The 24,402-nt window shown below is 37.6% G+C and carries 12 protein-coding genes; all 12 read right to left on the bottom strand.

From position 1 onward, the window contains the following. Positions 1-4: 4 nt before the first annotated feature. The 12 genes from clpX to CBG49_RS07550 all read right to left on the bottom strand — a co-directional run bounded on the left by clpX (position 5) and on the right by CBG49_RS07550 (position 24,387). Complete coding sequence (gene clpX, locus CBG49_RS07610; RefSeq protein ID WP_088594026.1) at positions 5-1,237, bottom strand: ATP-dependent Clp protease ATP-binding subunit ClpX; 1,233 nt, start codon at positions 1,235-1,237, stop codon at positions 5-7. Further along, positions 1,237-1,896 carry an ATP-dependent Clp endopeptidase proteolytic subunit ClpP gene (clpP, locus tag CBG49_RS07605; protein WP_009414179.1) on the bottom strand — a complete coding sequence of 220 codons (660 nt, stop codon included), beginning with the start codon at positions 1,894-1,896 and terminating at the stop codon, positions 1,237-1,239. The genes clpX and clpP overlap by 1 nt, the downstream gene beginning before the upstream one ends. A gap of 277 nt (positions 1,897-2,173) precedes the next feature. Further along, on the bottom strand, positions 2,174-3,502 hold the full coding sequence (tig, locus tag CBG49_RS07595; protein ID WP_088594024.1) for a trigger factor: 1,329 nt from the start codon (positions 3,500-3,502) through the stop codon (positions 2,174-2,176). A gap of 101 nt (positions 3,503-3,603) precedes the next feature. Then, entirely contained in the window at positions 3,604-4,233 is a 630-nt protein-coding gene (locus CBG49_RS07590; protein ID WP_088594023.1) for a trimeric intracellular cation channel family protein, read from the bottom strand. A gap of 1 nt (position 4,234) precedes the next feature. Beyond that, entirely contained in the window at positions 4,235-4,888 is a 654-nt protein-coding gene (locus CBG49_RS07585) for a hypothetical protein (protein ID WP_088594022.1), read from the bottom strand. Continuing rightward, on the bottom strand, positions 4,885-5,511 hold the full coding sequence (locus CBG49_RS07580) for a hypothetical protein (RefSeq protein ID WP_088594021.1): 627 nt from the start codon (positions 5,509-5,511) through the stop codon (positions 4,885-4,887). The genes CBG49_RS07585 and CBG49_RS07580 overlap by 4 nt, the downstream gene beginning before the upstream one ends. A 35-nt stretch (positions 5,512-5,546) precedes the next feature. Next, complete coding sequence (mtaB, locus tag CBG49_RS07575; RefSeq protein ID WP_088594020.1) at positions 5,547-6,854, bottom strand: tRNA (N(6)-L-threonylcarbamoyladenosine(37)-C(2))-methylthiotransferase MtaB; 1,308 nt, start codon at positions 6,852-6,854, stop codon at positions 5,547-5,549. Between the two features lie 21 nt (positions 6,855-6,875). Then, positions 6,876-7,238 carry a hypothetical protein gene (locus CBG49_RS07570; RefSeq protein ID WP_009414173.1) on the bottom strand — a complete coding sequence of 121 codons (363 nt, stop codon included), beginning with the start codon at positions 7,236-7,238 and terminating at the stop codon, positions 6,876-6,878. A gap of 146 nt (positions 7,239-7,384) precedes the next feature. Beyond that, positions 7,385-19,078, bottom strand: a complete 11,694-nt coding sequence (locus tag CBG49_RS07565; RefSeq protein WP_088594019.1) for a T9SS type B sorting domain-containing protein — start codon at positions 19,076-19,078, stop codon at positions 7,385-7,387. Between the two features lie 490 nt (positions 19,079-19,568). After that, positions 19,569-21,116 (bottom strand): sialidase family protein, encoded by a 1,548-nt coding sequence (locus CBG49_RS07560; RefSeq protein WP_088594018.1) that lies wholly within the window; start codon positions 21,114-21,116, stop codon positions 19,569-19,571. A gap of 239 nt (positions 21,117-21,355) precedes the next feature. Then, positions 21,356-21,928, bottom strand: coding sequence for a PhnA domain-containing protein (locus CBG49_RS07555; RefSeq protein ID WP_088594017.1), 573 nt, complete (start codon positions 21,926-21,928; stop codon positions 21,356-21,358). A 71-nt stretch (positions 21,929-21,999) separates the two neighbouring features. Beyond that, positions 22,000-24,387, bottom strand: coding sequence for a TonB-dependent receptor (locus CBG49_RS07550; RefSeq protein ID WP_088594016.1), 2,388 nt, complete (start codon positions 24,385-24,387; stop codon positions 22,000-22,002). Between the last annotated feature and the right edge of the window lie 15 nt (positions 24,388-24,402).

The raw sequence follows: 24,402 nt of genomic DNA, 5'->3' as shown, positions 1-24,402 counted from the left end.
AGAGTTAGGAAGCAATTTGCAAAGTTGATTTATTGAGTTTTTCTTCGGCATATTCTTCAGTAACTATCAATTCTTTAACTCCTGAATTAGGGAGTTCGAACATTGCGTCGGTGAGAATATTCTCGCATAGTGAACGTAAGCCACGTGCACCGAGTTTGTACTCTAAGGCTTTTTCGACGATAAAATTGAGAGCTTCCTCAGTTATATCAAATTTAATACCATCCATTTCAAAGAGCTTTTTATACTGCTTGATAATGGCGTTCTTAGGTTCGGTGAGAATCATACGTAAAGCGTGCTTATCCAATGGATTCATATAGGTTAGCACAGGTAAACGACCTATAATTTCGGGGATTAAACCAAAATCTTTTAAGTCTTTGGGGATGATATACTGTACCAAATTTTTCCTATCGACTTGTGTATTTTTGGACGAGTTGTAACCTACTGTTTGCATATTGAGACGTTTAGAAATAACGCGTTCGATGCCATCAAAAGCACCTCCAGCAATAAACAAAATATGTTCGGTATTTACCTCAATATATTTTTGGTCGGGATGCTTGCGCCCGCCTTTAGGCGGCACGTTCACCACTGATCCTTCCAAGAGTTTGAGCAATGCTTGTTGCACCCCTTCACCCGATACATCACGAGTGATAGAAGGATTATCGCTCTTGCGGGCAATTTTATCAATTTCATCTATGAAAACGATACCACGTTCGGCTTTCTCTACATCGTAATCGGCAGCTTGTAAGAGGCGAGATAGGATACTTTCGACATCTTCGCCCACATATCCTGCTTCAGTAAGTACTGTAGCATCAACAATAGCAATGGGCACGTTGAGCATTTTGGCAATAGTACGGGCCACCAAGGTTTTACCCGTACCTGTTTCGCCAACCATAATGACGTTGCTTTTTTGGATTTCGACCTCATCGTCTGCATCGGGTTGTTGTAGGCGTTTGTAGTGATTATAGACCGCCACAGAGAGGATTTTTTTAGTAAAATCCTGACCTATCACATATTGGTCGAGGAATTGTTTGATTTCTTGAGGTGTTTTGAGGGTCATATCACCTGATACTACAGGCTTACCTTTTTGAGCTTTACTACCAAATGCTTCTTCAATAATGATATTGGCTTGTTCAACGCAATAATTACATATATTACCAGCCATACCGCGAATGAGCATTTCGGTTTCAGATTCTGCACGACCGCAGAACGAACAATATTCTACTTGTTTTTTAGCCATTATTTTCTTTCTAATACTTCGTCGATCATACCATATTCTTTAGCTTCACGGGCTATCATCCAATAGTCGCGTTCAGAATCTTTATACACTTTAGCAAAAGGTTGCTTAGTGTGTTTGGCAATGATTTCGTAGAGTTCATTTTTGAGTTTCAACATTTCTTTGAGGTTAATTTCCATATCACTGGCTACTCCTTGTGCTCCTCCTGAGGGTTGATGAATCATTACACGAGAGTGTGGCAAAGCTGAGCGTTTACCTTCAGCTCCTGCACATAGTAATACAGCAGCCATTGAAGCAGCAATACCTGTACAGATAGTGGCTACATCGGGTTTGATGAACTGCATAGTGTCGTACATACCCAATCCTGCATATACACTACCACCGGGAGAGTTGATATAGATTTGGATATCTTTGGCACTATCCACGCTTTCCAAGAAAAGCAATTGAGCGGTAACGATATTTGCTACTTGATCGTTCACATCAGTGCCAAGGAAGATGATTCTATCCATCATCAAGCGGGAAAAAACGTCCATTTGAGCTACGTTTAGCTGGCGTTCTTCCATAATATAAGGAGTCATACTACCTACTATTTTATCGTAGTAAAGGCTGTTTACTCCGTGTTGTTTAATTGCGTATTTTTTAAATTCGTCTGCTAAATTCATTTGTTTAGTTATTAGTTGTTAGTCATTAAGTTTTTAGTGTTGTGGTGATTAGGTTATAATTTATCTATATTTTTCTAAAATATTGATTTTCTAAAATATTGATGAGTTCTTCTATGGTTATCTTTAGTTTACTAATATCATCGCCAAGGGCTTGTAGTCGGTTGAGAATTGTTTGTTTCATTTTTAATAAATGTAGTCCAAAATTGCCAAATAAGATACAACAATAGTATTTATCATTAGCAATTTTGGACTGGTTTATAGTATTTTGCAAAAATTACTATTCAGGGAAAGCTACTTTTACAAACTCATCAAAAGTTACTTTTTTAACTTCTGTTTTAACATTTTCTTTGTAGAAGTCGATGAGTTTTTTGAATACTAATTGTTGCTGAATACGTTGTACTTCTTCACGGTTTTGCAATACGCGATCAACGATACCATCTACATAGCTATCGTCATCAGTAGGCATACCATATTGCGCTAATTGACCTTTGATATAATCACGTGCAAAATCTTTCAACTCTTCGAACTTAGGATGTAAGTTATTTTCATCCAATACTTTACCTTCTATAAGCTGGTAGCGCAAACCTTTTTCTGAACGGCTGTACTCTTCTTCAGCTTCTTGCTCGGTAAGTTCTTTTTCACCTGCTGTACGTAACCATTTTTTAAGGAAAGTTTCAGGGAGGTCAAATTTAGTATTATCTACTAAATAATCGGTAACTGTGTTGAGGAAATGCTGGTCGGCTTGCTCGTTGTATTGATGTTGAGCGCCTTCTTTTATTTTGTCGCGCAATTGTTGCTCAGTAGTTACACTTCCATCAGGGAAGAGTTTGTCGAACAATTCTTGATCTAAAGCAGCACCTTGACGTTCGTTTACCTCTTCCAAAGTGAAAGTAACTTCCACCTCTAAGTGGTGAGCCTCGTCGTGAGATACTTTGAGGTAGTGCATTAGACTGTGAGCATCTTTGAACAAACCTTTAGTTTGCAATTGGAATTGGTCGCCTATTTTTTTACCGATGAACTCTTTGCGTGCTGCATCACTAAGTTCTTCTAAAGTGAAAGTAGCTTGAGAGTCGATAGATTTTTCTTCGTTGAAGAAAGTACCTGTAATTTCAAGGCTATCATCGTTGATTACTTCACCTTTAGCAACGAGTTTACCAAATTGTTTTTGGATACGTTCTACTTGTTTATCGATTTGGTCATCGGCTACTTCTATTTCATAGCGAACTATAGCTTTTTTAGGTTTTAAATTCACTTCGATAGTAGGAGCTAAGCCAATTTCGAACTCGAAAGTAAAATCGTCGGCATCTAAGTTGATATCTTGTTTTTCTTTAGGCAGTGGATTTCCTAAGATATTGAGTTTTTCGTCGTTTATATATTTGTACAACGAGTCTTGCAACACACGGTTGATCTCGTCAAATTTTACAGCTTTGCCGTACTGTCTTTTAATCATACCTGCAGGTACGTGACCTTTTCTAAATCCAGGGATAGAAGCGGTTTTTCTGTAATCGTTTAGTACTTTTTCTACTTTATCGGCGTAGTCGTTTTTTTCAATTGCTATCTTAATGATCGCATTTAAAGCATCTACTTGCTCTCTGTTGATATTCATTTTTAAAAATATTTAATCTAAAATTTCAAATTGCAAAGGTAGTACAAAATGTTTATATACACAAGGTTTTATGTGTTTTTTTAGAAATTAGGAATTAGGAATTAGAATTTTGGCAATTCCCAATGATATTTTACCGACAGCAATCGGACAGAAATCACTACCATTATGGTGATGAACACTACTAAATTATGATTGACGAAATCATCAATAAGAAAATAGACTGTACCTCCTGCAATACAAGCGGTTGCATAAATTTCTTTATGAAAGAGGGCAGGCAATTTGTTGGCTAAGATATCACGTATGACTCCTCCAAAACTACCCGTCATCGTACCCAGAATAATAGCGATGGTAGGCGATAAACCAAAACGCAGGGCTTTTTCTATCCCTATAATTGTAAAGACCCCCAACCCAATGGTATCGAATAACATCAGTGATTTGCTCCAGTGTTCTGAAAACTGCTTTTTGAAGAGAATGGTAATCACAACACTAATGACAATCATCAATATATAAGTGAGGTTATTCATCCAAAATACGGGTACACTACCTATCATAATATCGCGGAGTGTTCCCCCTCCTACTCCTGTTACAAAGGCTAAGATGAGCATTCCAAAGATATCCATACGGCGTTCTAAGCCCAGCAATACGCCCGAAACACCAAAAACAGTCGTTCCGATTAAATCCCAGAGATAAATCTGGTCGATTTGTGATAAAAATTGAATCAAATCATCCATTTTAATGCCAAATTTGAGTAAGTTTCCAAGTGTTTCCTATAGGAATAAAGACGAGTGTTATTGATTTTTCAGTGTTTTCACACAACACACTATCAGGATAATAACTAAAGTTATATGTTTGTAATTCGTTGAACTCATCGGTAAGGAGTTCTTCTTCGGTAAGAAGTACACTGCCGTCATTCTGCCTCAATAAGCGCAAGAGCGGTTCAGCTAAGTGCTGCTGCCTAAAAGCCATATCAGTAGTGAATTGCTTAAAAAAATCGGGGAATTGCTTTTGCTGAGTTTTTGTTTGCTCAGTTAATTTTTTCATTTCGGCATAAGGTAATAGCGTAGCTTTTTTTTGTTCCCAAAACACCTGTTTACAATCATCTTTTGGCACTGCAAAAGTATAGAGATGTACATCGGTATACGACAATTTGTTGAGTAGTTGCAAACGATAATAGGTTTTATTATCTCTTTGCACACTATCCTGCATCCAATAAGTGGGATTGTTCCCTGAAAGGGTTTCTAATTGCTTTATTTTAGCTTTTACTTCTGCTAATTCGGCAACTGTTTGTTTTGCTGTTTCGGCATTGCAAGATTTTTTGAAGCCTATAACGGAGTTGTCGCAGGAAAAAAGCAGTAGAGATAGGGTAATTGTTAAAAGGATTTTCATCTTTCAGATATTACTTTTACTTTATAATCCAACTTATCTACATTTATGTTTTCAGGAATTATAGGCAAAGTATCCATCTTTTCAAAAAACAATTCATAGCCACACTTACTCTCAAAAATATCAGGCTCATTTACATCTAAAAAGCCTAATACTTTTACCCCGTAATTACCTGCTGGAATATCAAATCTATCTCCTGTATCTCCATTTAGTTCTCCTCCTTCTACATTAGGTTGAGGATTTAGACTTTTTTCTGTAGCAAAATCGGAATAATTACTTTCATAATCCCAATTCATTATCATAAAGATATCTTCCACAGCTAATCTTCCGCTTTTTACTTGTAGAGGTAATGAGACTTCTTTTTTAAAAACTACCCATTCGGTAGGAATTTCACTTTTGGTAGTTGTGTTTATGAGTATTTCATAATCAAAAGGCTCTATATTATAGATAGGTAGTAATATTCCTCGTTGGATACTTTCCTCACCTATAGTAGGATTATTGATGAAGTATTTCAGTAAATCGTCATCTTCTATTCCTTTTTCAAGTACAAATTCTTGTAGTACTACTGGATCGAAGAGTACAAAACCAGGGAATTCTAACATTAATTCTGTTTTATAGTGTACCATTGTTGTTTTATTATTTTTAAATTTCTTTGTTCTACTTATACAAACTCAAAGCGCACCATTCCGTCTACATCTATTTTGGTAAGTTTTACTTTGTGGAGGGTATTCACTAAAGCAGGATCCCAAGGAGCTTTTACTTTTACATAATTCTCGGTAAACCCGTGAATATATCCCTGCTTGTTGTCGCTCTCGAAAAGGACTGTTTTTTCTTTACCTAACTGGCTCTCATAAAAAGCATTACGTTTCTTAGCTGACAATCCGCGTAACATTTTGCTGCGTTTAGCACGTACTGCATCGGGGACTACACCATCCATAAGTACTGCTTCGGTATTGTCACGCTCGGAATAAGTAAATACGTGTAAGTAAGAAATATCTAATTCGTTTAGAAAATGATAAGTTTCTAAGAAATGTTCATCTGTTTCGCCAGGGAAACCTACAATCACATCTACCCCGATGCAAGCATCAGGCATCACTTCACGTATTTTGGCGACTCTACTTACATAGAGTTCACGCAAATAGCGGCGTTTCATCTTTTTAAGGATTTCGTTACTTCCACTCTGTAATGGGATATGAAAGTGAGGCACAAAACTTTTAGACTGTGCTATGAAGTCGATAGTTTCGTCTTTGATAAGATTGGGTTCAATAGAGGAAATGCGCAGGCGTTCGATACCTTCGACCTTATCAAGAGCCTGCACTAATTCTAAAAAGGTATGTTCGTGTTTTTTATTACCAAATTCTCCTTTGCCGTAATCGCCTATATTCACACCCGTAAGCACAATTTCTTTGATACCTTTGTCGGATATTTTTTTAGCGTTGTTCAATATATTTTCGATGGTATCACTTCGCGAAATACCACGTGCCATTGGGATAGTGCAATAAGTGCACTTATAATCGCAACCGTCCTGCACCTTCAAAAAAGCACGTGTACGGTCACCAATAGAATAACTTCCGACGTAGAAGTCGGTTTCGGAAATTTCGCAGGAGTGCACGATGCCCTCGTTGTTTTTGGTGAGGTCATCAATATATTGAGTGATATTGAACTTTTCTTTGGCACCTAATACCAAATCAACCCCATCTACTGAAGCGAGTTCTTCTGGTTTTAATTGAGCATAACAACCCACTGCCGCCAAGAATGCCTTAGGGTTTGTTTTCAGTGCTTTGCGTACAATTTGTTTGAATTGTTTGTCGGCGTTTTCGGTAACCGAACAGGTGTTAATCACATATATATCGGCAGGGTCGTCGAAATCAACACGAATATAACCATCTTCTTCAAAGCTACGTGCAATAGTAGAAGTTTCGGCAAAGTTGAGTTTGCAACCCAAAGTATAGAATGCTACTTTTTTCATTTAGTTGTTAGCGTTTAGTCATTAGTCGTTAGAAAAAAAGTCTCTATCCAAAAAGTATTGGACAATGGCTTTTTTCATCAGTATGGTTTGTTCTCCAGGTTTGAGAGCGGGGAGCTCTTGTACTAAACTATAATGAGGCCAACCATCAGGGTCAGTAAATTCATATTTATAATAACCAAAGGGTTCAAGGAGTTTACAAATAGCGATGTGCATTAGGTCTACTTTTTCATCTTTGGCGTAAGGGCGACCTATTTGTCCGAGTTCTTGTACTCCAATGAGATAGATGATACCATCGACATTCAGAGTTTCACCCTCTGTAAAAGTATCGGAGAGGCGTTGCACAATTTCCTCCCAACGGGCTTTTAGCAGCTCGTGTTCCGTCATAATAAAAAATCATTTTGGCGGCAAAGGTACAAAATAATTACGAATTACGAATTACGAAATACAAATTACGAAATACAAATTACGAAATAATAACAAGAGAGCTACTCTGGTGAATAGCTCTCTCATTATTTTGTTAATTTGCTTTATTATCTAAATAGAGTGAAGTTACCATAGAACTCACGTTTGTCGTACAATTGATCGTTGATTTCGATGATATACCAATAGTCGCCTGATGGCATCGCTTGTTTTTCATACGTACCATCCCAGCCTTCTCCTGGTTCTAACTTCACTAAACGACGACCATAACGATCGAAAATGTAGATACGGGCATTTACATTGTTGTCTAAATACTTCGCTTTCCATACATCATTCTCTCCATCTCCATTGGGCGTGAAGAAGTTCGGTACTTCTATATCAAAGTATTCTAAATCGTAAGTCGCTGTTACTGTACAACCTTCTGCATCTTCCACGCGTACATTCACTACTTTATAACGACGTCCGTTTACTAACTTATCAGGATCGTCGTGGTTGATTTTGTACACCGGATTATCTCCTTTACTCACCTCATTAAAGTAGTATGTATAACCTCTAAAGTTATTCGTCCTACCTCCTCGTGCTAATACCTCTAAGGTGTTGAGCGTGGTATTAGTCGTTACTCTCGTAACTGTAAGTGGTGTGTAAGGATCTATCGTGATAGTCTCGGAGGCACTACAACTTCCCGTCATTCCTGGAATAGAGGATACTATAGTATAGGTTACTTCAACCGTTTGGGTAACTGAACTTCTATTGAAATTATCAATATAAGCTACATTGCCTGTGGTTCGTGTGAAAGTAGCTGCTGGAGCTCCATTCAAACTATAGGTTATCTTACTATAGTCGGGCGATGGATTGTTGAAATGTACCTCTAAATAATCTACGTAACTATTAGAACTTGCTTGACAAGTACCATAGTATTTGAGTTCCTTGATTGTAACATCTGGTAATTCTTCTACCGTGAATGACAAGGTCTTAGTCATCGTACAATCGTTACTATCCTTTATTACTACCTCATAGTAAGTGCCTTCTAAAACTCCTAATTCATCAAACAGATCGGTTGAACTTGTTACATCTCGATGTGTTTTTACGTTTTGTTTAGTATCGGCTCTGGCTATACTAATTGTATATGTTCCTGTCCCGCCTGTGATATTCACTATCTCTACCTTGCCGTCTCTTGTGCCTTTACAAGTTACAAATTTAGAGTTCAGAGCGTTGATATCGGCTGTTATAGCTGTTGGATTTACAAATGAATAGCTTCCTGCAAGGGTTACTGAACAGTTTTGAGCATCTAAAATATCTATGTGATAAGTACCTGGTTCTATGTTACTAAAAGTAACTTCATCTCCATTAACTCCTGATATTTCATCTGATTTTGTTGAGCCTTTGAACAATATAAAATGGTAAGGACGTACTCCTCCTGTTACTCCTGATACTTTGAGTGTTCCATCTTTAGCATCTATACAAGTAATTGAAGTTGTGGCTACTGTAATACTTGCGGTATTGATAGCACTATAAGGTGCTAATGTTACACTTAGGGTGCCTGTTGCTGTTGTACAGCCTAAGGCATCTTCTACTGTAATATTATAAGTACCCGCGTCTAAACCTGCTATTTCAATACCTGGATAACCTTCTGGTACATTAGGTTGTACTTTGGGCGTTCCTCCTCCTAATGGAGCAAGGGTTACTGTATAGGTTTGTTCTCCTCCTATAACTGTAAGTGCTACTACACCATTATGATTACCACAATCTACCGATACTTTTTGAGATACATTTGTTACTTTTATCTCGGCTGGATTTGATGGTATTACAAAACGATGTTTCGCTACTTTACAACCTGTAGCATTAGAAATCGCTTCGATATCATAAGATCCTCCTACTAAAGTAAGTGTTCTAGTATTACCTCCAACTGGTATGCTTCCTGAAATGGTCGCTCCTCCACTTACTGCTGTAACTGTATAGGTAAAGCCTGTTGTAGATTGGTCACCGTTAGAGAGATCTTTATCTACAAAGGTAAGCATTATACTACCATTTCCATTATGACAAATGGCTCTCACTGGGTTACTTGAGGTTATCTCGAAGGTATTAGCATCTTTCACTGTATGTACTCCTGTGATGCTACAACCTGTTTTTTCGTTGAATACCTCTACCTTATAATTTGAACCTGATAAGTTTTGTGAACCTGTAAGGGTCAAACTCAAGTTGGTTGCTGTAGTGGTGGTGATAGTGGTAAAGGCATTGTCACTTCCTTTTATCTCATAGCGCAATGGTGTACCTGCTATATAAGTAGGCGTAGCGGTTACACTGATGTTGATCACCTCGTCTACAGCGCAAGTAGCTGATGTTGTTGTGGTGATACTGAGTGTTTGCAACTCGAAGGCTGGTTCTACTGTTACGCTTGTGGTGCTCGTAGCACAAGTACCTGAAGCGTCTTTTATCATAGCGTAGAAAGTACCTCCATTCAAGTTCGAAAGTGTGTACTCTGTACCATTTCCTAAACTATTTCCTCCATTATCAAAAAACTCAATGGTATAAGGTGGTATTCCTCCACGTATCTTGCTCGTATCAACACTTACTTTTGGAGTTGATAAGCCTTTATTGCCCTCACAAACATATTGTGTGGCACTAATCACTCCCGTTTGTAACTCTAATGGTTCTGGAGAGGTGATTTCAGCTGTAAAATTAGCTGTACAACCTGTTGAGTTTACTGTAAGTTGTAATACATACAATACTCCTATAGGTGTTCCGTGCAACTGAGTAAAGGTAGCGTTGTGTGTTCCTGCACTGCTTGGTGTAGGCGTAAATGGAACAGCTAAGCCTGTAGTACGATCGGTAGCGCTTAGGATACGGAATGTATAACTATCACTATCGGTAGGCATTGCTACTTCTATAACCCCCGTACCCGTAGCAGTGAGTCCTAAATTACATTTTTCGTGGTAAGGTTGTACCACTAAATCATCGATATTAGGCCATATAGGAACAGGAAGAATTACTTCTTTTACTATAGGACAATTTATTGTTTCGGCATCGTAAATAGTGATGCGGTAAGTACCTTCATCGGCAGGTGCTGGAATTGTAATGGTAGTAGTTCCTGCTGACAAAGCTTGGTTTTGAGCAATGATTTGTCCAGCAGAGCTACCATTATCTATATGTTCTAAAGTATAACTATAAGTACCTGTTCCTCCAGCTACTGTTACACTGATTGCTGCAGTAGGTGATGCACAAGTTTTAAGTTTGCTGAGTGTAGCTGAAGCAGTAATAATAGCTGTAGTACTGAAAGTAGCTGTAGTCACACAGCCATTTACATCTTTTACAGTAATGGTGTGTGTTATTATAGGATCTACTTCTACCTCAAACGCTTGGTTCGCTATTGTCCAAGCAATCACTTTTTCAGCACTGCCATCTAAGCTATAGTAATGAGCTCCTTGACCTATCTTATCAAGAGTTACTTTCACTGGGACTTTACCATTAAGGTTGTTATATGCTTGGCAAGCCAAAGTAGTTACAGTTACAATGTTAGGTGTATCAAAAATATCAATAGTAACTGTAGTAGATTGCAAGCAACCATAAGCATCAAGTACATATACATCCCAATTACCTGCAGGCAATTTGATATAATCTGAGGCTTGAAGCGTACGAGTCATTACAGATGATGTGTAGGCTGTTCCTGAAGCTACATATCCATAAGTATAAGTAGCTGTACCTCCTGTGATATTCAACCAAGCTTCACCCTGAGTATTACAAGAAGCTTTTTGGGTAGCTGTTGCAGATATCTGCATTTGCAAATGAGATTTTTTTACTTCGAAGTGAAGTACTTGCGTACAATTGCTTGGGCTTTCGGTAAATACAATATAGTAATGACCTGCTGCTAAAGCACTTCCGGCTGTTTGTGGCGTAGTTACTGCTGCCGCCGTACCTGTATCTACTTGCTGATGGGTACTATTATTGAATATTTTCCAGCTAATAGTGCTACCTGCTTGCCAACCGCTAAGGGTGTAATTTACTTTACCATCATTACCTTCAGCACAAGAGGTTGTAGGCGTTTGAGATAAAGTTACCGCTAAGGCAGAAAGTGTAGGCACTGGTATAGTAGCCTCATGTGTATAACGGCAACCTGTATCGGCATTGTATACTACAAAGGTATAACGTACCCCTGAAGTAAGGTTAGGTATATTAGCTTCCACACCTCCTGTTACCGGATTACCTTTGTACCAAGTATCACTACCTCCTGTACTATTAGGAACAACCTTAGGTGTTATCCAAGGAGCTATTGGATTTTGGATACCTGTGCGATATACAGCAAAGTAAGCATTAGCAGTAGTAGTGAATGAGGCTGTACTTGCTGCTTTTACATAAGCATTATGGGTAGTACTACAAGTTGTAGGTGTATCATAACGTACCGTAATAGAGGTTGTATTTGCATTCACTACCGTTTGCAAGTGAGTTTCACAACCATTAGCATCGACAATAGTAATATTGTAATTACCATAGTTCAATCCTGTAAATGGCAGTGTAGTATTAGCGGCCTGACTATTGTGAGTAGCACTTTGCGTAGTGTTATGAGTTGTATTTTCTACCTTAACTGTATAAGGAGCTTTACCTCCTGTAATCAATTTTACTGCTAAATCGGCAGTAGGGGAGTTACAGCTAATTTGTTTAGTAACTGTGACTGTAGCGGTAAGTTGAGGCACTCCATTTACAGTAAAGTTTTGTGTAAACTCACAACCTCTATCGTCAGTGATTTTTAAGGTATAAACTCCTGGAGCTAAAGCCGTCATTGTTTGTACTGCATTAGAAGCATCTAACACTTGTACTGTGTGTGAAGAGGTTCCAACGTGATAATCGGACGGGGAGAGCAATAAAGCTCCATTAGCACGACCACAAGTAGCTGCTGTAACGGTGAGTGTACCTACAAGCAAACGCGGAGGATCACTACGCAAGGTTATATACTGTTCAGCTTTACACTCGCTACCATCAGGATAGTAACGCACTTGGAATTTGAAATCGGTATGAGTAGTAGCATTGGCACCATATTCGACTTGGCTTGTTGCCGAACCTATCGTACTATAAGTAGCTCCACTATCGGTGCTCACTCTAAATTCTTTGATAGCGGCTGGGTCTCCACCTTTTGCTGTAAGCGTATAGGTTACTAAATTACCTTTACAATTTGCATACTGTTGATAGGTAGGCGATACTTGCAAGCTAAGTGCCTCAAACACTTTAGTAGTTACACTTGTTGTACAACCATAACCATCGGTAATCATAAAGGTGTGAGTACCTGAAGCTACTTCTTCAGGGTAAGTGAAGCTACCTGAAGAGAACGCATAAATGCTTGTACTACCTTGTTTTTGTACTTTGTAGTTACCATTACCACTCAAGATATTAATTACTACATATTTGGCATCACTAAATTGATAGCAATATGAAGCCGGTTCGGCAATAGCCGAAATAGTATCAGGAGCTACAATCTCGAAAGTAGTTTGAGTAGTACAATTGTTATTATCGGTTACTACTAAACTATAAGTGCCAGGTGATAGGTTAGAGAACTCTATCGGGTTAATAGAAGGAGCTGACATCGCACTAAGGGTACCTGTTACGAGTCCTACTTGGAAACGATAGTTAGGAGTACCCCCTGTAGCCGAAACTTTCACTTTTGCTTTTTGATTATTGAAACAAGTAGCTTTATCGGTTACTATTACAGTAGGTGTAATCACTCCAGGTTCACCTATTTTATAACCACCAGCAAGAGATACCACACAAGTATTTTGAGTAGCATCTTGTACGGTAAGTACTCCGTTTTGAGTAGCTGAGAGCCCCGTTATTGTAAAGACTCCTTGGGCGTTGAGTGTAGTGGTTGTCCAAGTAGTTTGATAAGGATCGGTAGTGTATTTCACTTGATTAGAAACAGGATTTACGACCCTTATAGCTACAGCACCATCGTGGTTACCATAACAACTTACATTTTTCTCGGCTCCGTATTTTTCAACACGCATTTGCTTATTAGCTTCTATATTGATGAGCTGAGTGATACTATTGTCACAGATTTTAGGTTGTTGGAATACTGTTATATTATCGATTACATAGTCGTTGCCTAAATTGTTATAGGTATTAACTGCTATATTTACGATTCTTATAATAAGTTGATTATCGCTAAATCCAGTTATTTCGGTAGCTAAGAAATCTGCTTTTAGGCTTGTCCACCCTACTCCATTAGTAGCCGTACCTGCATATCTGCTAAGGAGTAGCGAACCATCACTTTTACGAACTTCTATATTAAAGCGAGGTGCAATTCCTGCTGTAGGAATCAAGCTCATTGCATCTAAACTCACAGAAAGTGGTTTGTTAGGTTCTATTCCGTTCAAACGTTTTTCGTATACCTTTTCATTGCCTCCGCTACCTGCTATCGCCATATAGCGACCGCCTGAAGCATCGGTAGGAGGAGTTGTTACCCAACCAGATTGGAGGGTTACTGCTTTAGTGAGGATATAGTTACCATCGGAAAGGGTTCCCGTAGCTGCACAAGTGAACGCTGTGGTAGCATCAGAGAGACAACCATTGTTTCCTGTTCCAAAATCTTCTCTAAAGAGCACATTGGTAGTAGTATCGGTCACTACAGTTTTGTAGTATATTGTGAGTGAGTGTACCCCAGGTGTAAGCTCACGCACTACGGTGGTTCCACTCATCGATTGAGGAGTTTCACCATCAATGCTATATTCGTAAGTTTGTGAAGCAGTAGCTGAAACAGTGAGGGTTACAACCCCATTGCCACTATCACAACGATAGGTAATAGAGCTTATTCCTACTGAAGGAATTACATCAGGAGCCACCTTGATAGGCAATGAGATACGACATCCTTTGCTATCTTCAACAAATATATTTCCTGAAGCTCCCATATAACCTATAGCAGTTGAACCAAAAGTAGCTCCTCCATCAAAACTATAACGATAAGGAGTCGTTCCGCCTGAAATATTAGCTACAGCTACTTTGTACTGTTTAGGGTTGTTTGTATCACAAGACTTATCGGCTACTATGGTTGCAAAGCCTTGTAATGGTTTTTGAGTAGGAAGAATTACTATAGGTTTTTTGCTATAAGTACAAGTAGTAACTCCTACTTTTGCTTCGATGAATATTTCGTAAGTACCGGCAGTTAGGCCAGTGAACAGGCCACCTACACTAGTACGTGGATTAGGCAAGCGGTTACCATTAGCATCGAGTGTATAAAGGGTTACTTTGCGTTTTTGATTAGGAACACCAAATATAGTATTGATGATTCCGGTATTAGATTGGGTTGCACAAGCAATTTCGGTAGTTGCCGATACAGTAAAGTTATGTGGATTAGGAGGTGTAACTGTCACCTTATTAGAAAGAGCAAATGCTCCGTTACGTGCATCACCTACTAAGAATACATATTCCCCTACTTGAGTGATATTAGGCACATCTATGGTTTTAGAACTTTCACTCACGCTTTGAGTAGCAATAGGGGTGGAATTCAAAGCTGCAGACTCATTAGCATGCTGTTGTACGCCATCTATCGACCATAAGAAGAAATGATAAGGTGCTTCGCCCCCTTCGGCTTTAAGCTCAAAGGTTGCTGTATTACACTGTTTGAAACCTTTGAAAGTAGCCGTCATTGTCATCTTATTGAGTTTTTTAATCTCAAAAGAGTCGTTGAGTTCACAACCTACTACTTGAGGAGAGGTTACTTTTACGGTATAAGTACCTTGTGAAAGTCCATCTACAAGAGTTTCACTATTAGAAGTAGTGATATTTTTGACTCTTGTATCACTTGCATCAAATATCTGTATATTATAATTGATTCCATTAGTATTCATTGATATTTTCACGGAACCTTGTGTAAAATCAGTTTGATGAATTACATCAGTTACAGTACCTCCTAAGCCAGCTGTAAAGGCTTCGAAATAGAAGAAATTAGCACAGCTACCACTTTGTACTTTTAAGCGGTATTTACCTGAGGTATTGAGTTGGAAAATACTATTGGAGTGCAAAGGTGTCCAACATTGGTCGTCTGAATTTCTACAATCAGAAGAGGATTCGGTACAAGAGCCATTCCATTGTTGCCATTGGAAAGTAGTGTTCACATAGTTCACACTAATAGCTTTGCTTTTGCCATCACACAAATAAAAGTGGCTTGTCCAAGTATTATTATCGGCACAGGTTACTCCAACATTGTTTGCTTGAGATCGAATAGGATCGGTAGCCGTAGTTGCTGTTTGGAAGTTGATTACCTCTTCACTTGTGATTTGTACGCCATCGCAGATTTTAGTTTTTTCTACTCTGTAAGTGCCAGCAGTTCCTGCACCTGTATATTGATAGGTAGTATAAGTAGGTTGGAGCGTGCCATTAACAAACCATTTATAGGTATCAAAACCTTGTTCTGCAGTGAGGTTGAGTGTACTACCTACACAGAACACTTCTTGGCGAGAACAACCTGCTGTATTAATAGTCATAGAGTGAGTTCCTTCTTTAGCTTGAGGTGCTATATTACAACCAGGAGTTATACTACCATAATTCATTTGGTAGCTCATAGTGAAGTAATTGCCACAAGGTTTAGACGCTTCGGCACATCCTCCTATATGTTTCATTGGGATTTTGATTACCTTAGTAGCTCCACCCAAAGGAATAGTAGTACCAGGTATATTAAATAGGTAGGTTTTAGTGATAGGGTCATAGCTTTGTCCTGGAGCAATTCCTCCTTGGGTAGCTCCTGTTAGAATAGGATTACCATTGGTGATTACTCTTGCATTTGCGGGCAATTTCACGGTGAGAGAAGCTGTACTAATAGCATTCTGACCTGTATTTTGATAAGAAATTTCGTATATAAACTCATCATTAGGATTGAGTTGTGTTACTGCTACCCCTGCGTTATTGGTATAGCGAGCATTTACAGTCATTTCCAAAGCACGCGATTTTACAATTACTTTGAAAGTACAAGTGCTGGTATTACCATAAATATCAGAGAAAGTATACACTACGGTATGTGTACCTATACCAAATTCGGTATTAGGAGTATGAGAACGTGTAGTGCGAGTTGTATCAAAACAAGTATCGGTAGCAGTAGGTTCAATCCACGATACTTTTTTACTACATTTGCCAGCATCGGCTATTACCGTAATATCAGAAGGGCAGCCTGAAATTACTGGGGGTGTTGTATCCTTAGGCAGAGAAACTGTTACGGTTTTGGTCATAGGGGTAGTAGAACCACCACAGCCTATATTACTTTTGAGTTGGTACTCTACCTCAAAAGTAGTAGTTTCGGAGATAGCACGAGAAAAAGTACGCTGTGTACCAAGAGGAGTGCTGGTAGTACGTTGTCCTGCTGCATTGAGTTGATACCAACGAATATCGAATAAGAAATCAGATAGACTAAAGTATAATTTAGCTTGATCTCCGCGACAATTGGCTGCAGCTGTTATCACCACATTAGGAGTAAAAGCAGTATTGATTTTCACCTCAATATCGTTTTGCACTGACTGACAGGCGTGAGTAGTACGCACCATATAACTACCATCGTCCAAATTATTAAAGACAGCATAAGTGTTGTTAGGATCAGTAGCTTGGAAAGTGATCGTTCTCACTGGAGTGGTGAGATTAGGTTTTTTAAATAGTGTAAAGGTAAGTGGATAAGAAATTTGCTGTCCTGTTAGATCTACAGAAATGATACCAGAACCGCTTGAAGCACTACAAGCAGAAGCCGAGAGCACAGGATCTAAAGAAGGTTGAGGTTTTACTGTAAATGGATGGTAATAGATTTGGCTATGAGGGTATTTACCCGCCGCAGTGGGTAAAGCAGTCTCTACCTGCCAATGGACTGGGCTATTGTCTGTAGCTTGGTAATATAAATTCCTATATTTCAAGGCGTAATTACCTGGAAATAAGTTAGAAAAACTTCCTACAGGCTGTTGACTATATCCTTTTGGGGTTTTTGTATCGATATCTACATAATTTCCAGGAAAAGTTTCACGAGTCAAGTACACTTTAGGAGTTGAGCCATACATTTCACCTAAATCATAAGTCACTTTTCCGCTATTACAAGTTGTTTCTACTTTAATGGAATCAGTAATTTTGCGCAGTAAAGCGATTTGAACAGTTGTGGTAGCTATATTGCCGCAAGCATCGGTGATAGAAAGGGAGTAAGTACCTGCTGGCAAATCGCCCCAACCATAATAATGTTCATCATTCCAAGTCTGTACCAAAGGGAAAACTACAGTTTTAGTATAAGTAGCGGTTTCAAAAGGCAAGCGTGTTTGGAAAGAAATTGCAGAACGACCATCGGTAGGAGTCAATTTCACTGTAATTGGAAAGATTACTTCTTTGTTACGACGGTAAATATATCTATAGAACGCCCCTGTATTTTCATAAACACCATAGGCATACCTTATATTTCTAAAAGCCTGAGCAGGGTCAATGCTTGCAGGAGGCGTTAATTCCACTGTTCTACAGAGTTCAGAGCAACCATTAGGGTGTTGGTAACGGATACGGTATTTACCAGAAGAGGGAAGATTTACTCTGGCACTATTGTTATCAGCTGCAAAGGTATGCCAAGCAGGTGTAATGGTAGACCAAACCCCTGGAGACGTTTCTTTTTCTACAATAAATGTAGGCTTTACTTGTTCATTATTATATTTGACTTGTATTCTCCTTGTACCTCCATTGATTACATCTTTAACTTGACGATCTGCATATTGAAAATACATATACAATGTATAGGAAGCAGTACCACACTGATAAGTAGAAGCATCATTGTGATACAATCCTATTTGATAGCGGGGGTCAGAAGGACATTGGGGTATATCAATACCATTATCTAATTCAACAGTTTGGACTATTGTATTTTTACCTCCATTTACGGTTATGCGTATTTGGTCACCTTTTTGGAAGATATAATCATCTACATAGAAGTTTTCATCTACAAAACGAGGTGTAGCAACAGGTTGAACTCTATTGAGAATCTCTACTTTTGCTTTTCCTTTAAAATAATTGTTTGCTGCTGCTCGATAAGGTTCAGCAAATACATACCCCCCATCTTTTTTTCTAATTATAAAATAGAGTTTGAACTTACAATTAGCCCCCATAGAAAAACGGGTCTGATACATTTGAATTTCAAAACAAGAAGGATCCTCAGGTTCTTTTATTTCTACAGGGACGTATTGTGTTTCTCCACAAACATTACTTATATTTGTTTTGTCGTGCACTACTAATACTACATTACCTGTGCGCAATTCTTTACCAGGGCCTCCTTGTATGGTAATAAATTTCGTAGCAGGTGAAGGACGATTGAAAGTTTGCATAGGAATTAATATATTTCCACTTTCATCAGTAACTGTTACTTCAAAAGGACCTGTACCACCAGAAGGAATTTTGAACTGTATTTGTCCATCAATCACTCCCGCACAAGTAGGTGCTATACCTTCAGCTGTGATATTCATAGTTTTATAGGTAGTAGTAATGGTAACAGTTCTTACAATTGGTTTTACCCCTACTGCGTTGTTATCATAGACTGTAACCGTATAAACTCCTGGTTGCAAATCGGCAAACTCATAGGAGGCTGGAGTACCCGAAAGGGCTTGTAGACTTGGGCTTCCTGAAGGTTTTGTCAGTTCAACAGAGTAGTTACCTGAAGAAGTACAACCTGCAGGCATAGGTGATTTAGGCTGTGCTGTCACACGTAACTTCGCATCCGACTTACACTGCCCAGCGGTAGGAGTTAGTTGGACATCAAAACATTCTTGTGCTGATACTGATAAACCTACCACAAATAATACAATTGCTATTAGAAACTTTTTCATAATTGAAATGAGTACTTTTGTTCTGAAAAAACGTAAAATGATTCACAAAAGTATATTTTTTTTATGAAAGTAACAATAGTTTTACACATACTTAGCATTACAGAAGAATTTTTCTTAAACAAATATTTGTTTATCAGCGTTTTATAACAAAGTTAAATCTTGTTAATACATTGTTAAATAACAATAATTAGCAAATATAAATGATTTTTACAATTGAGTTTTTAGAAAATCTTTTAGTTAAACACCTTTAGAAAAGATTTCTTTTACATTTTTGTAATACGATATTTATCCATTGCATACCCTCCATTAAGGGGTTTAAAGGATTGAGGATTGGCGTTTGCAATAGGTGCATTTTCAAAGAAGACGTGTTATAATATGTAAAGCTACCAATTCAATAGTTGCAAGAATACTATGAATTGCTAGCAAATATTGTAACAAATAATTTATTGATTGATCACAAGAATATCAAGACGACCTGTATTAATCCTTATTATTTTATAAATTCTTTGATAGGTATTTTCTGGAAGAGCAAATCACCGTCACCTTCGTAAAGAATACCTATGTATTTATTATCTATTACCGTAAGACAAGAATAGCCCATAGCTGCTTGTTCATACAACAATATTGAAGGTAGTTTATCCCAAGTATTACCTTCGTCGTTACTTGTTTTGATAGTCATATTTACTCTATTCTTTGCATCATTAGGATTAGAGAAGAATAAATACTGTTTTCCCTTTTTGTCTTTATAAGAAATGATACTTGCCATACAATTAGGTTCGGTGAGGGCAGTGCGAGAGGTGTTGTGCTCTATCCACGTTTTGCCCATATCGGCAGTAACGGCTACGGAACGACCGTGATAGTTATCAGAGAGCTTATAGTTGGTGCGATTGCGGTCGTCGCGCATATTGAGCATTAGTGTACCATCGGAAAGTTCTACCACTTGCGCCTCAGTAGTGTGTGTTTTAGCTCCTGTACCTACGTGCCACGTCTTGCCGTGGTCTTTACTGTAAATAATAGTAGAATGAGGCACTTGGTCTTTATCTTTAAACTGACCTGCAAACACCAAGGTACCATTACTCATCGAGATACCTCTGCCAGGTCCTTGGAAAAATAGCCTCCATTCAGGATTTTTGATTTGAGAGGTGATATTAATAGGTTCACTCCACGTTTTGCCATCGTCTTCACTTTTCACTACTACTATTTGTCCTGTTTCCTCAGGAGTCATTCCACTTTTAGAGCCCCACCAACTCATTGTTTGAGGATCTAAGCCGTGCTGCCACAAGCCCATCACCCAAATAGTGTTGGTTTGCTCATCTACCAAAACTGCGGGATCTCCCACCCCATTAAGGCGGTTAGGTTTTCCTCCCCATTCACCCATATCAATCACTTTTTTCATTGGCTCCCACGTTTGTCCGCCATCAGTACTACGACTCATTCCTACATCGATATCTTCTTGCAAATCCTTGCAGTTGTTGTAACGATTGTCGTAAACGGCTATCAGCGTACCTTTATTAGTGGTTACAAGCCCTGGTATACGGTAGCATTCTATGCCGTCTTGCTTACGCTGACGAAGAGCAATAGCAAAACGTTGTCCTTCTTTTTTAGCATTGTTGAGCGTGAATATAGCCTCATTAGTGGTGAGTTTTATCTTTGATAAGTAGAGTTTTTGTAAGAGGTCTGGTTTTTGAGTAGTGCGGGCAGAAACCCAAACAAAAAGGCTATCATTAGTAGATTTAAAATTTCCTTGTAGTTTGGTGTTACAACTGAGATTTGAAGTTTTAGCAAAAAGTGTTGCTTGTTCTCTTTTAGCGTTAGCACCTACATAAACAGAGAGTTCAGATAGATTAAGCTTTTTACTTTTAAACTGCAAAGAGAGTTCTTTTACCTCTGTTCCTTGCTTTACAGGCAGTACAAATGAGGTAACAGGATTATCTTTATCAGTAGCCAAAGGCATTTGTGCTTGAGTAAAAGTCATTCCCTTTTGGGCATAGCCAAAGCTAAGGAAGCATAATGCAATAATGGTAAATAGTTGTTTCATAAGAAATTAATATATTAATTTTCCAATATATAGATTTATCAATTCAAAGTTATTTACAAAAAATATTTAGTAATTTCTCTGCAAAGGTATAATTTTATTTTTAAACTACCAAATAAAAAATATGTCTATTTATTAAATTTCTCATTAACAAATAGACACATTCTGGTGTAATCAGCTTAGTCAAAGATATAAGTCATATAAACATTAGAGATTTTGGCTAAGTGTGTGATATAAAATTATTAGGCTTTTTTCACGTATTGAGTGAGGATAACGATTTGTTGTCCATCAACTTTACCTTCTATATATTCAGCGTTTTCGGGATCGAGAGTGATTTTGCGCACAACAGTACCTTGTTTAGCTGTCATACTTGTACCTTTTACTTTCAGGTCTTTGATAAGTACAACGTTATCACCATTAGCGAGTACTGCCCCATTGCTATCTTTGTGAATTACCTTTTCGCTCTCTTCCAAATGGTCGTCGGAAGCTTGGGCAAAAGCCAATTCTTCCTCATCTAAATACATCATATTTAGAAGGTCGAGCGACCAGCCTTCGTTTTTGAGTCGGTTGAGGAGACGCCACGCCATTATCTTTACAGGGCGGTGTTCGCTCCACATACTATCGTTGAGGCAACGCCAATGGTTACTATCCATCGTTTCGGGATTTTGTATTTGACTAAGGCAAGTAGCACATACTAAAAGGCTATCATCTGTACTTTCGTTTCTAGCAGGAGGCACTGTATATACACTTAGGCTTTCAGTCGCTCCACAGAGCTCACAACAATTACCACTACGAGATTTTAGTTCTTGTAACATCTTAATTTAATTTGTCGATTCTCAATTAATTAATGTGCAAATATAGAGAGTTTTCTCCTAACTACACAAATTTATTCTTTTATTAATCTATCTTTTTCTGAATTATCTACTTGTATTTCATTTGTTTTAGATTGATTATTACCAAACTTATAGATTACAGAAAAATGTACACTGCGATTATCGTTGAAAATTCTATTTCTAAATTTATAAGTGCTATAATCGACGCTATTCCTTGCTATTGTTGTGTTAAAAGGGTCGGTTAAGTAGACATTCAGATTCAATTTCTGTTGTAAGAACGATAGAGAAGCTCCTAACCGCATTAGGAAAGTGTTCTTAGAGACATACATTTCTTCAACTCCTTTGGTGTTGTACAGCATATTCAAAAACAGTTTATTAGTTTTATTCTCATTCAAGGTTATGGTGAAATTTGATAACAAAGTGCCGTGTATTCCTCTTAAATTCTTATCAGGCAAACTTTCCTCTGCCGATTTAGATTGTTGATAGGATACATTAGCACTACTATAGTTAGATATACAATTAGAAATCTCCCAATTATAAGCCAACTCAGAACCTACACTATAAGTAGTTAATACATTCTTTGGTTGTGTTACTACTACATTGTTATTATTTTCAGTAGAAACTACAAAAGCCCAATTATCAGCTATTTTAGAACCATATAGAGAAAACGATAGGTTTCCTTTATACACATAACCAAACTCTATATTGGTGGTAATATTAGGCAATAAATCTGGATTGCCTATTTCGTAATTATTGGCGTCTTTGTAATTCCTAAAAGGATTCAAATCATATAAACTTGGTCTTGCAATTCGTTGGTTGAAAGAGAGAGCATAAGAATGATTATTATTTGGCTCATAAGAAAGAGATACGGTAGGAAACCAATTGTAATAACGTTTTTCATTGGTAATATTTTGGGTTATTAATGTTTCTTCTGTTTGGGTATGCTCATATCTTATACCAGCACTTAAAAAGAGTTTTTCAGTAAGATTGCGAGAGAGATTCAAATACATTGCCCATAAGCGTTCTTTGTAAAGAAAATCATTGGATTTTGAGGTAACAAAAACATCTAATCCGCCTATTTTATTGTAGAATTTCACTCCGTTATCATTACTGAAATAAGTACCTTTACCACCTATTTCAATTTTTGTATTCAAAAAAGTTGTTTCTAAGTCGGTACCAAAAGCATTGATTTTGAAAGTATAGTCTATATTATTCTTATTTTCAAAAGAACTTTCTAATATTTGTCCATCTCCTCTGTAATTATTAGCTCTGAATACAGAGGTAGAATTATTAGTATTTCTATTATGATTGAAATAAAACTTTAATTGGCTACCCAAAGTATCTAATTTGATATCTAAGTAAGGAGAAAATGAGAGACCTTTATTATTACCCAAAGTATTAGTAGGCAATTGTTGAGTTTTTAATACACTTTGGACATTATTGTAGAATTTAACCTCAGAATGCCCGTAAGCATTATTATCCCAGTTGCTGTAATTGAGGTAGAAACCCAAATTAATAGCTTTTACTAACTGATAGTCGGCATTGAGCTGATGACTTAATCCTTTGTCTATTCTCTCAGTATTTTCAACGGACTCTCTTTGCTCATCGGTGAAAAGTAGTTTGTTTTTATTCTCAAAATTCCTATTTTCATCACCATAAAACAAATTGTAATTGAGAATTAGCTTCTCGTTGGAATAATTGAGTGTTAAAGTGTTATTTACGCTTGCTTTGGTTCTGAGTATAGAAGTTGAAGAGATATTGGCATCAAAACCTGTATTTAGTTTTTTCTTTAGCTTAATATTAATAAGACCTGTATTTCCTGCCGCATCGTACTTTGCTGATGGGTTAGTAATAATCTCTATTTTGTCGATATTCTCAGACCTTAATGTTTTTAAGTAGTTCTTTAAATCATCACCCGAAATATTGAGCGGTCTATCGTCTAACATTACTAATACATTGCTTTTCCCGATAATTTTTAGTCCGTCGCTGGTGGGGTCGATTCGAGGAATGTTTTTAAGCAATTCATCACTACTGACCCCTGTAGAAAGTAAACTATTCTGTACATTATACACCAACCTATCCGACTTCTTTTCAATTAGTTGTTTCTTTGCTGTAAGGATTACTTCTGATAACTGATGTGCATTATCAACCTTCAACACCCCTAAGTCTATATTTTCATTAAGTACTATTGTTTTTTGGTATAGTATCTCACCTAAATATCTTATCACAAGGGTAAAGTTCCCTTTCTTATTTACAGACAATGTAAAATCACCTTTATTTCCCGATAATTCACTTAAAAAAGGTTTATTATTCTCATATAGTATCACTTCAGCAAATTCAATAGGGAGCTGGTACATATCAGTAACTTTCCCTTTTATTGACTGAGAAAAAAGAGGATAACTGAATAAGAAAAAGGAATATAGAAGTAAAGGCTTCTTCATAATAGTTTATCGTAT

Origin of the sequence: Capnocytophaga endodontalis (genome assembly GCF_002209445.1) — a bacterium.
Taxonomy (GTDB): domain Bacteria; phylum Bacteroidota; class Bacteroidia; order Flavobacteriales; family Flavobacteriaceae; genus Capnocytophaga; species Capnocytophaga periodontitidis.
This window is presented reverse-complemented; position numbering and strand designations above follow the sequence as displayed.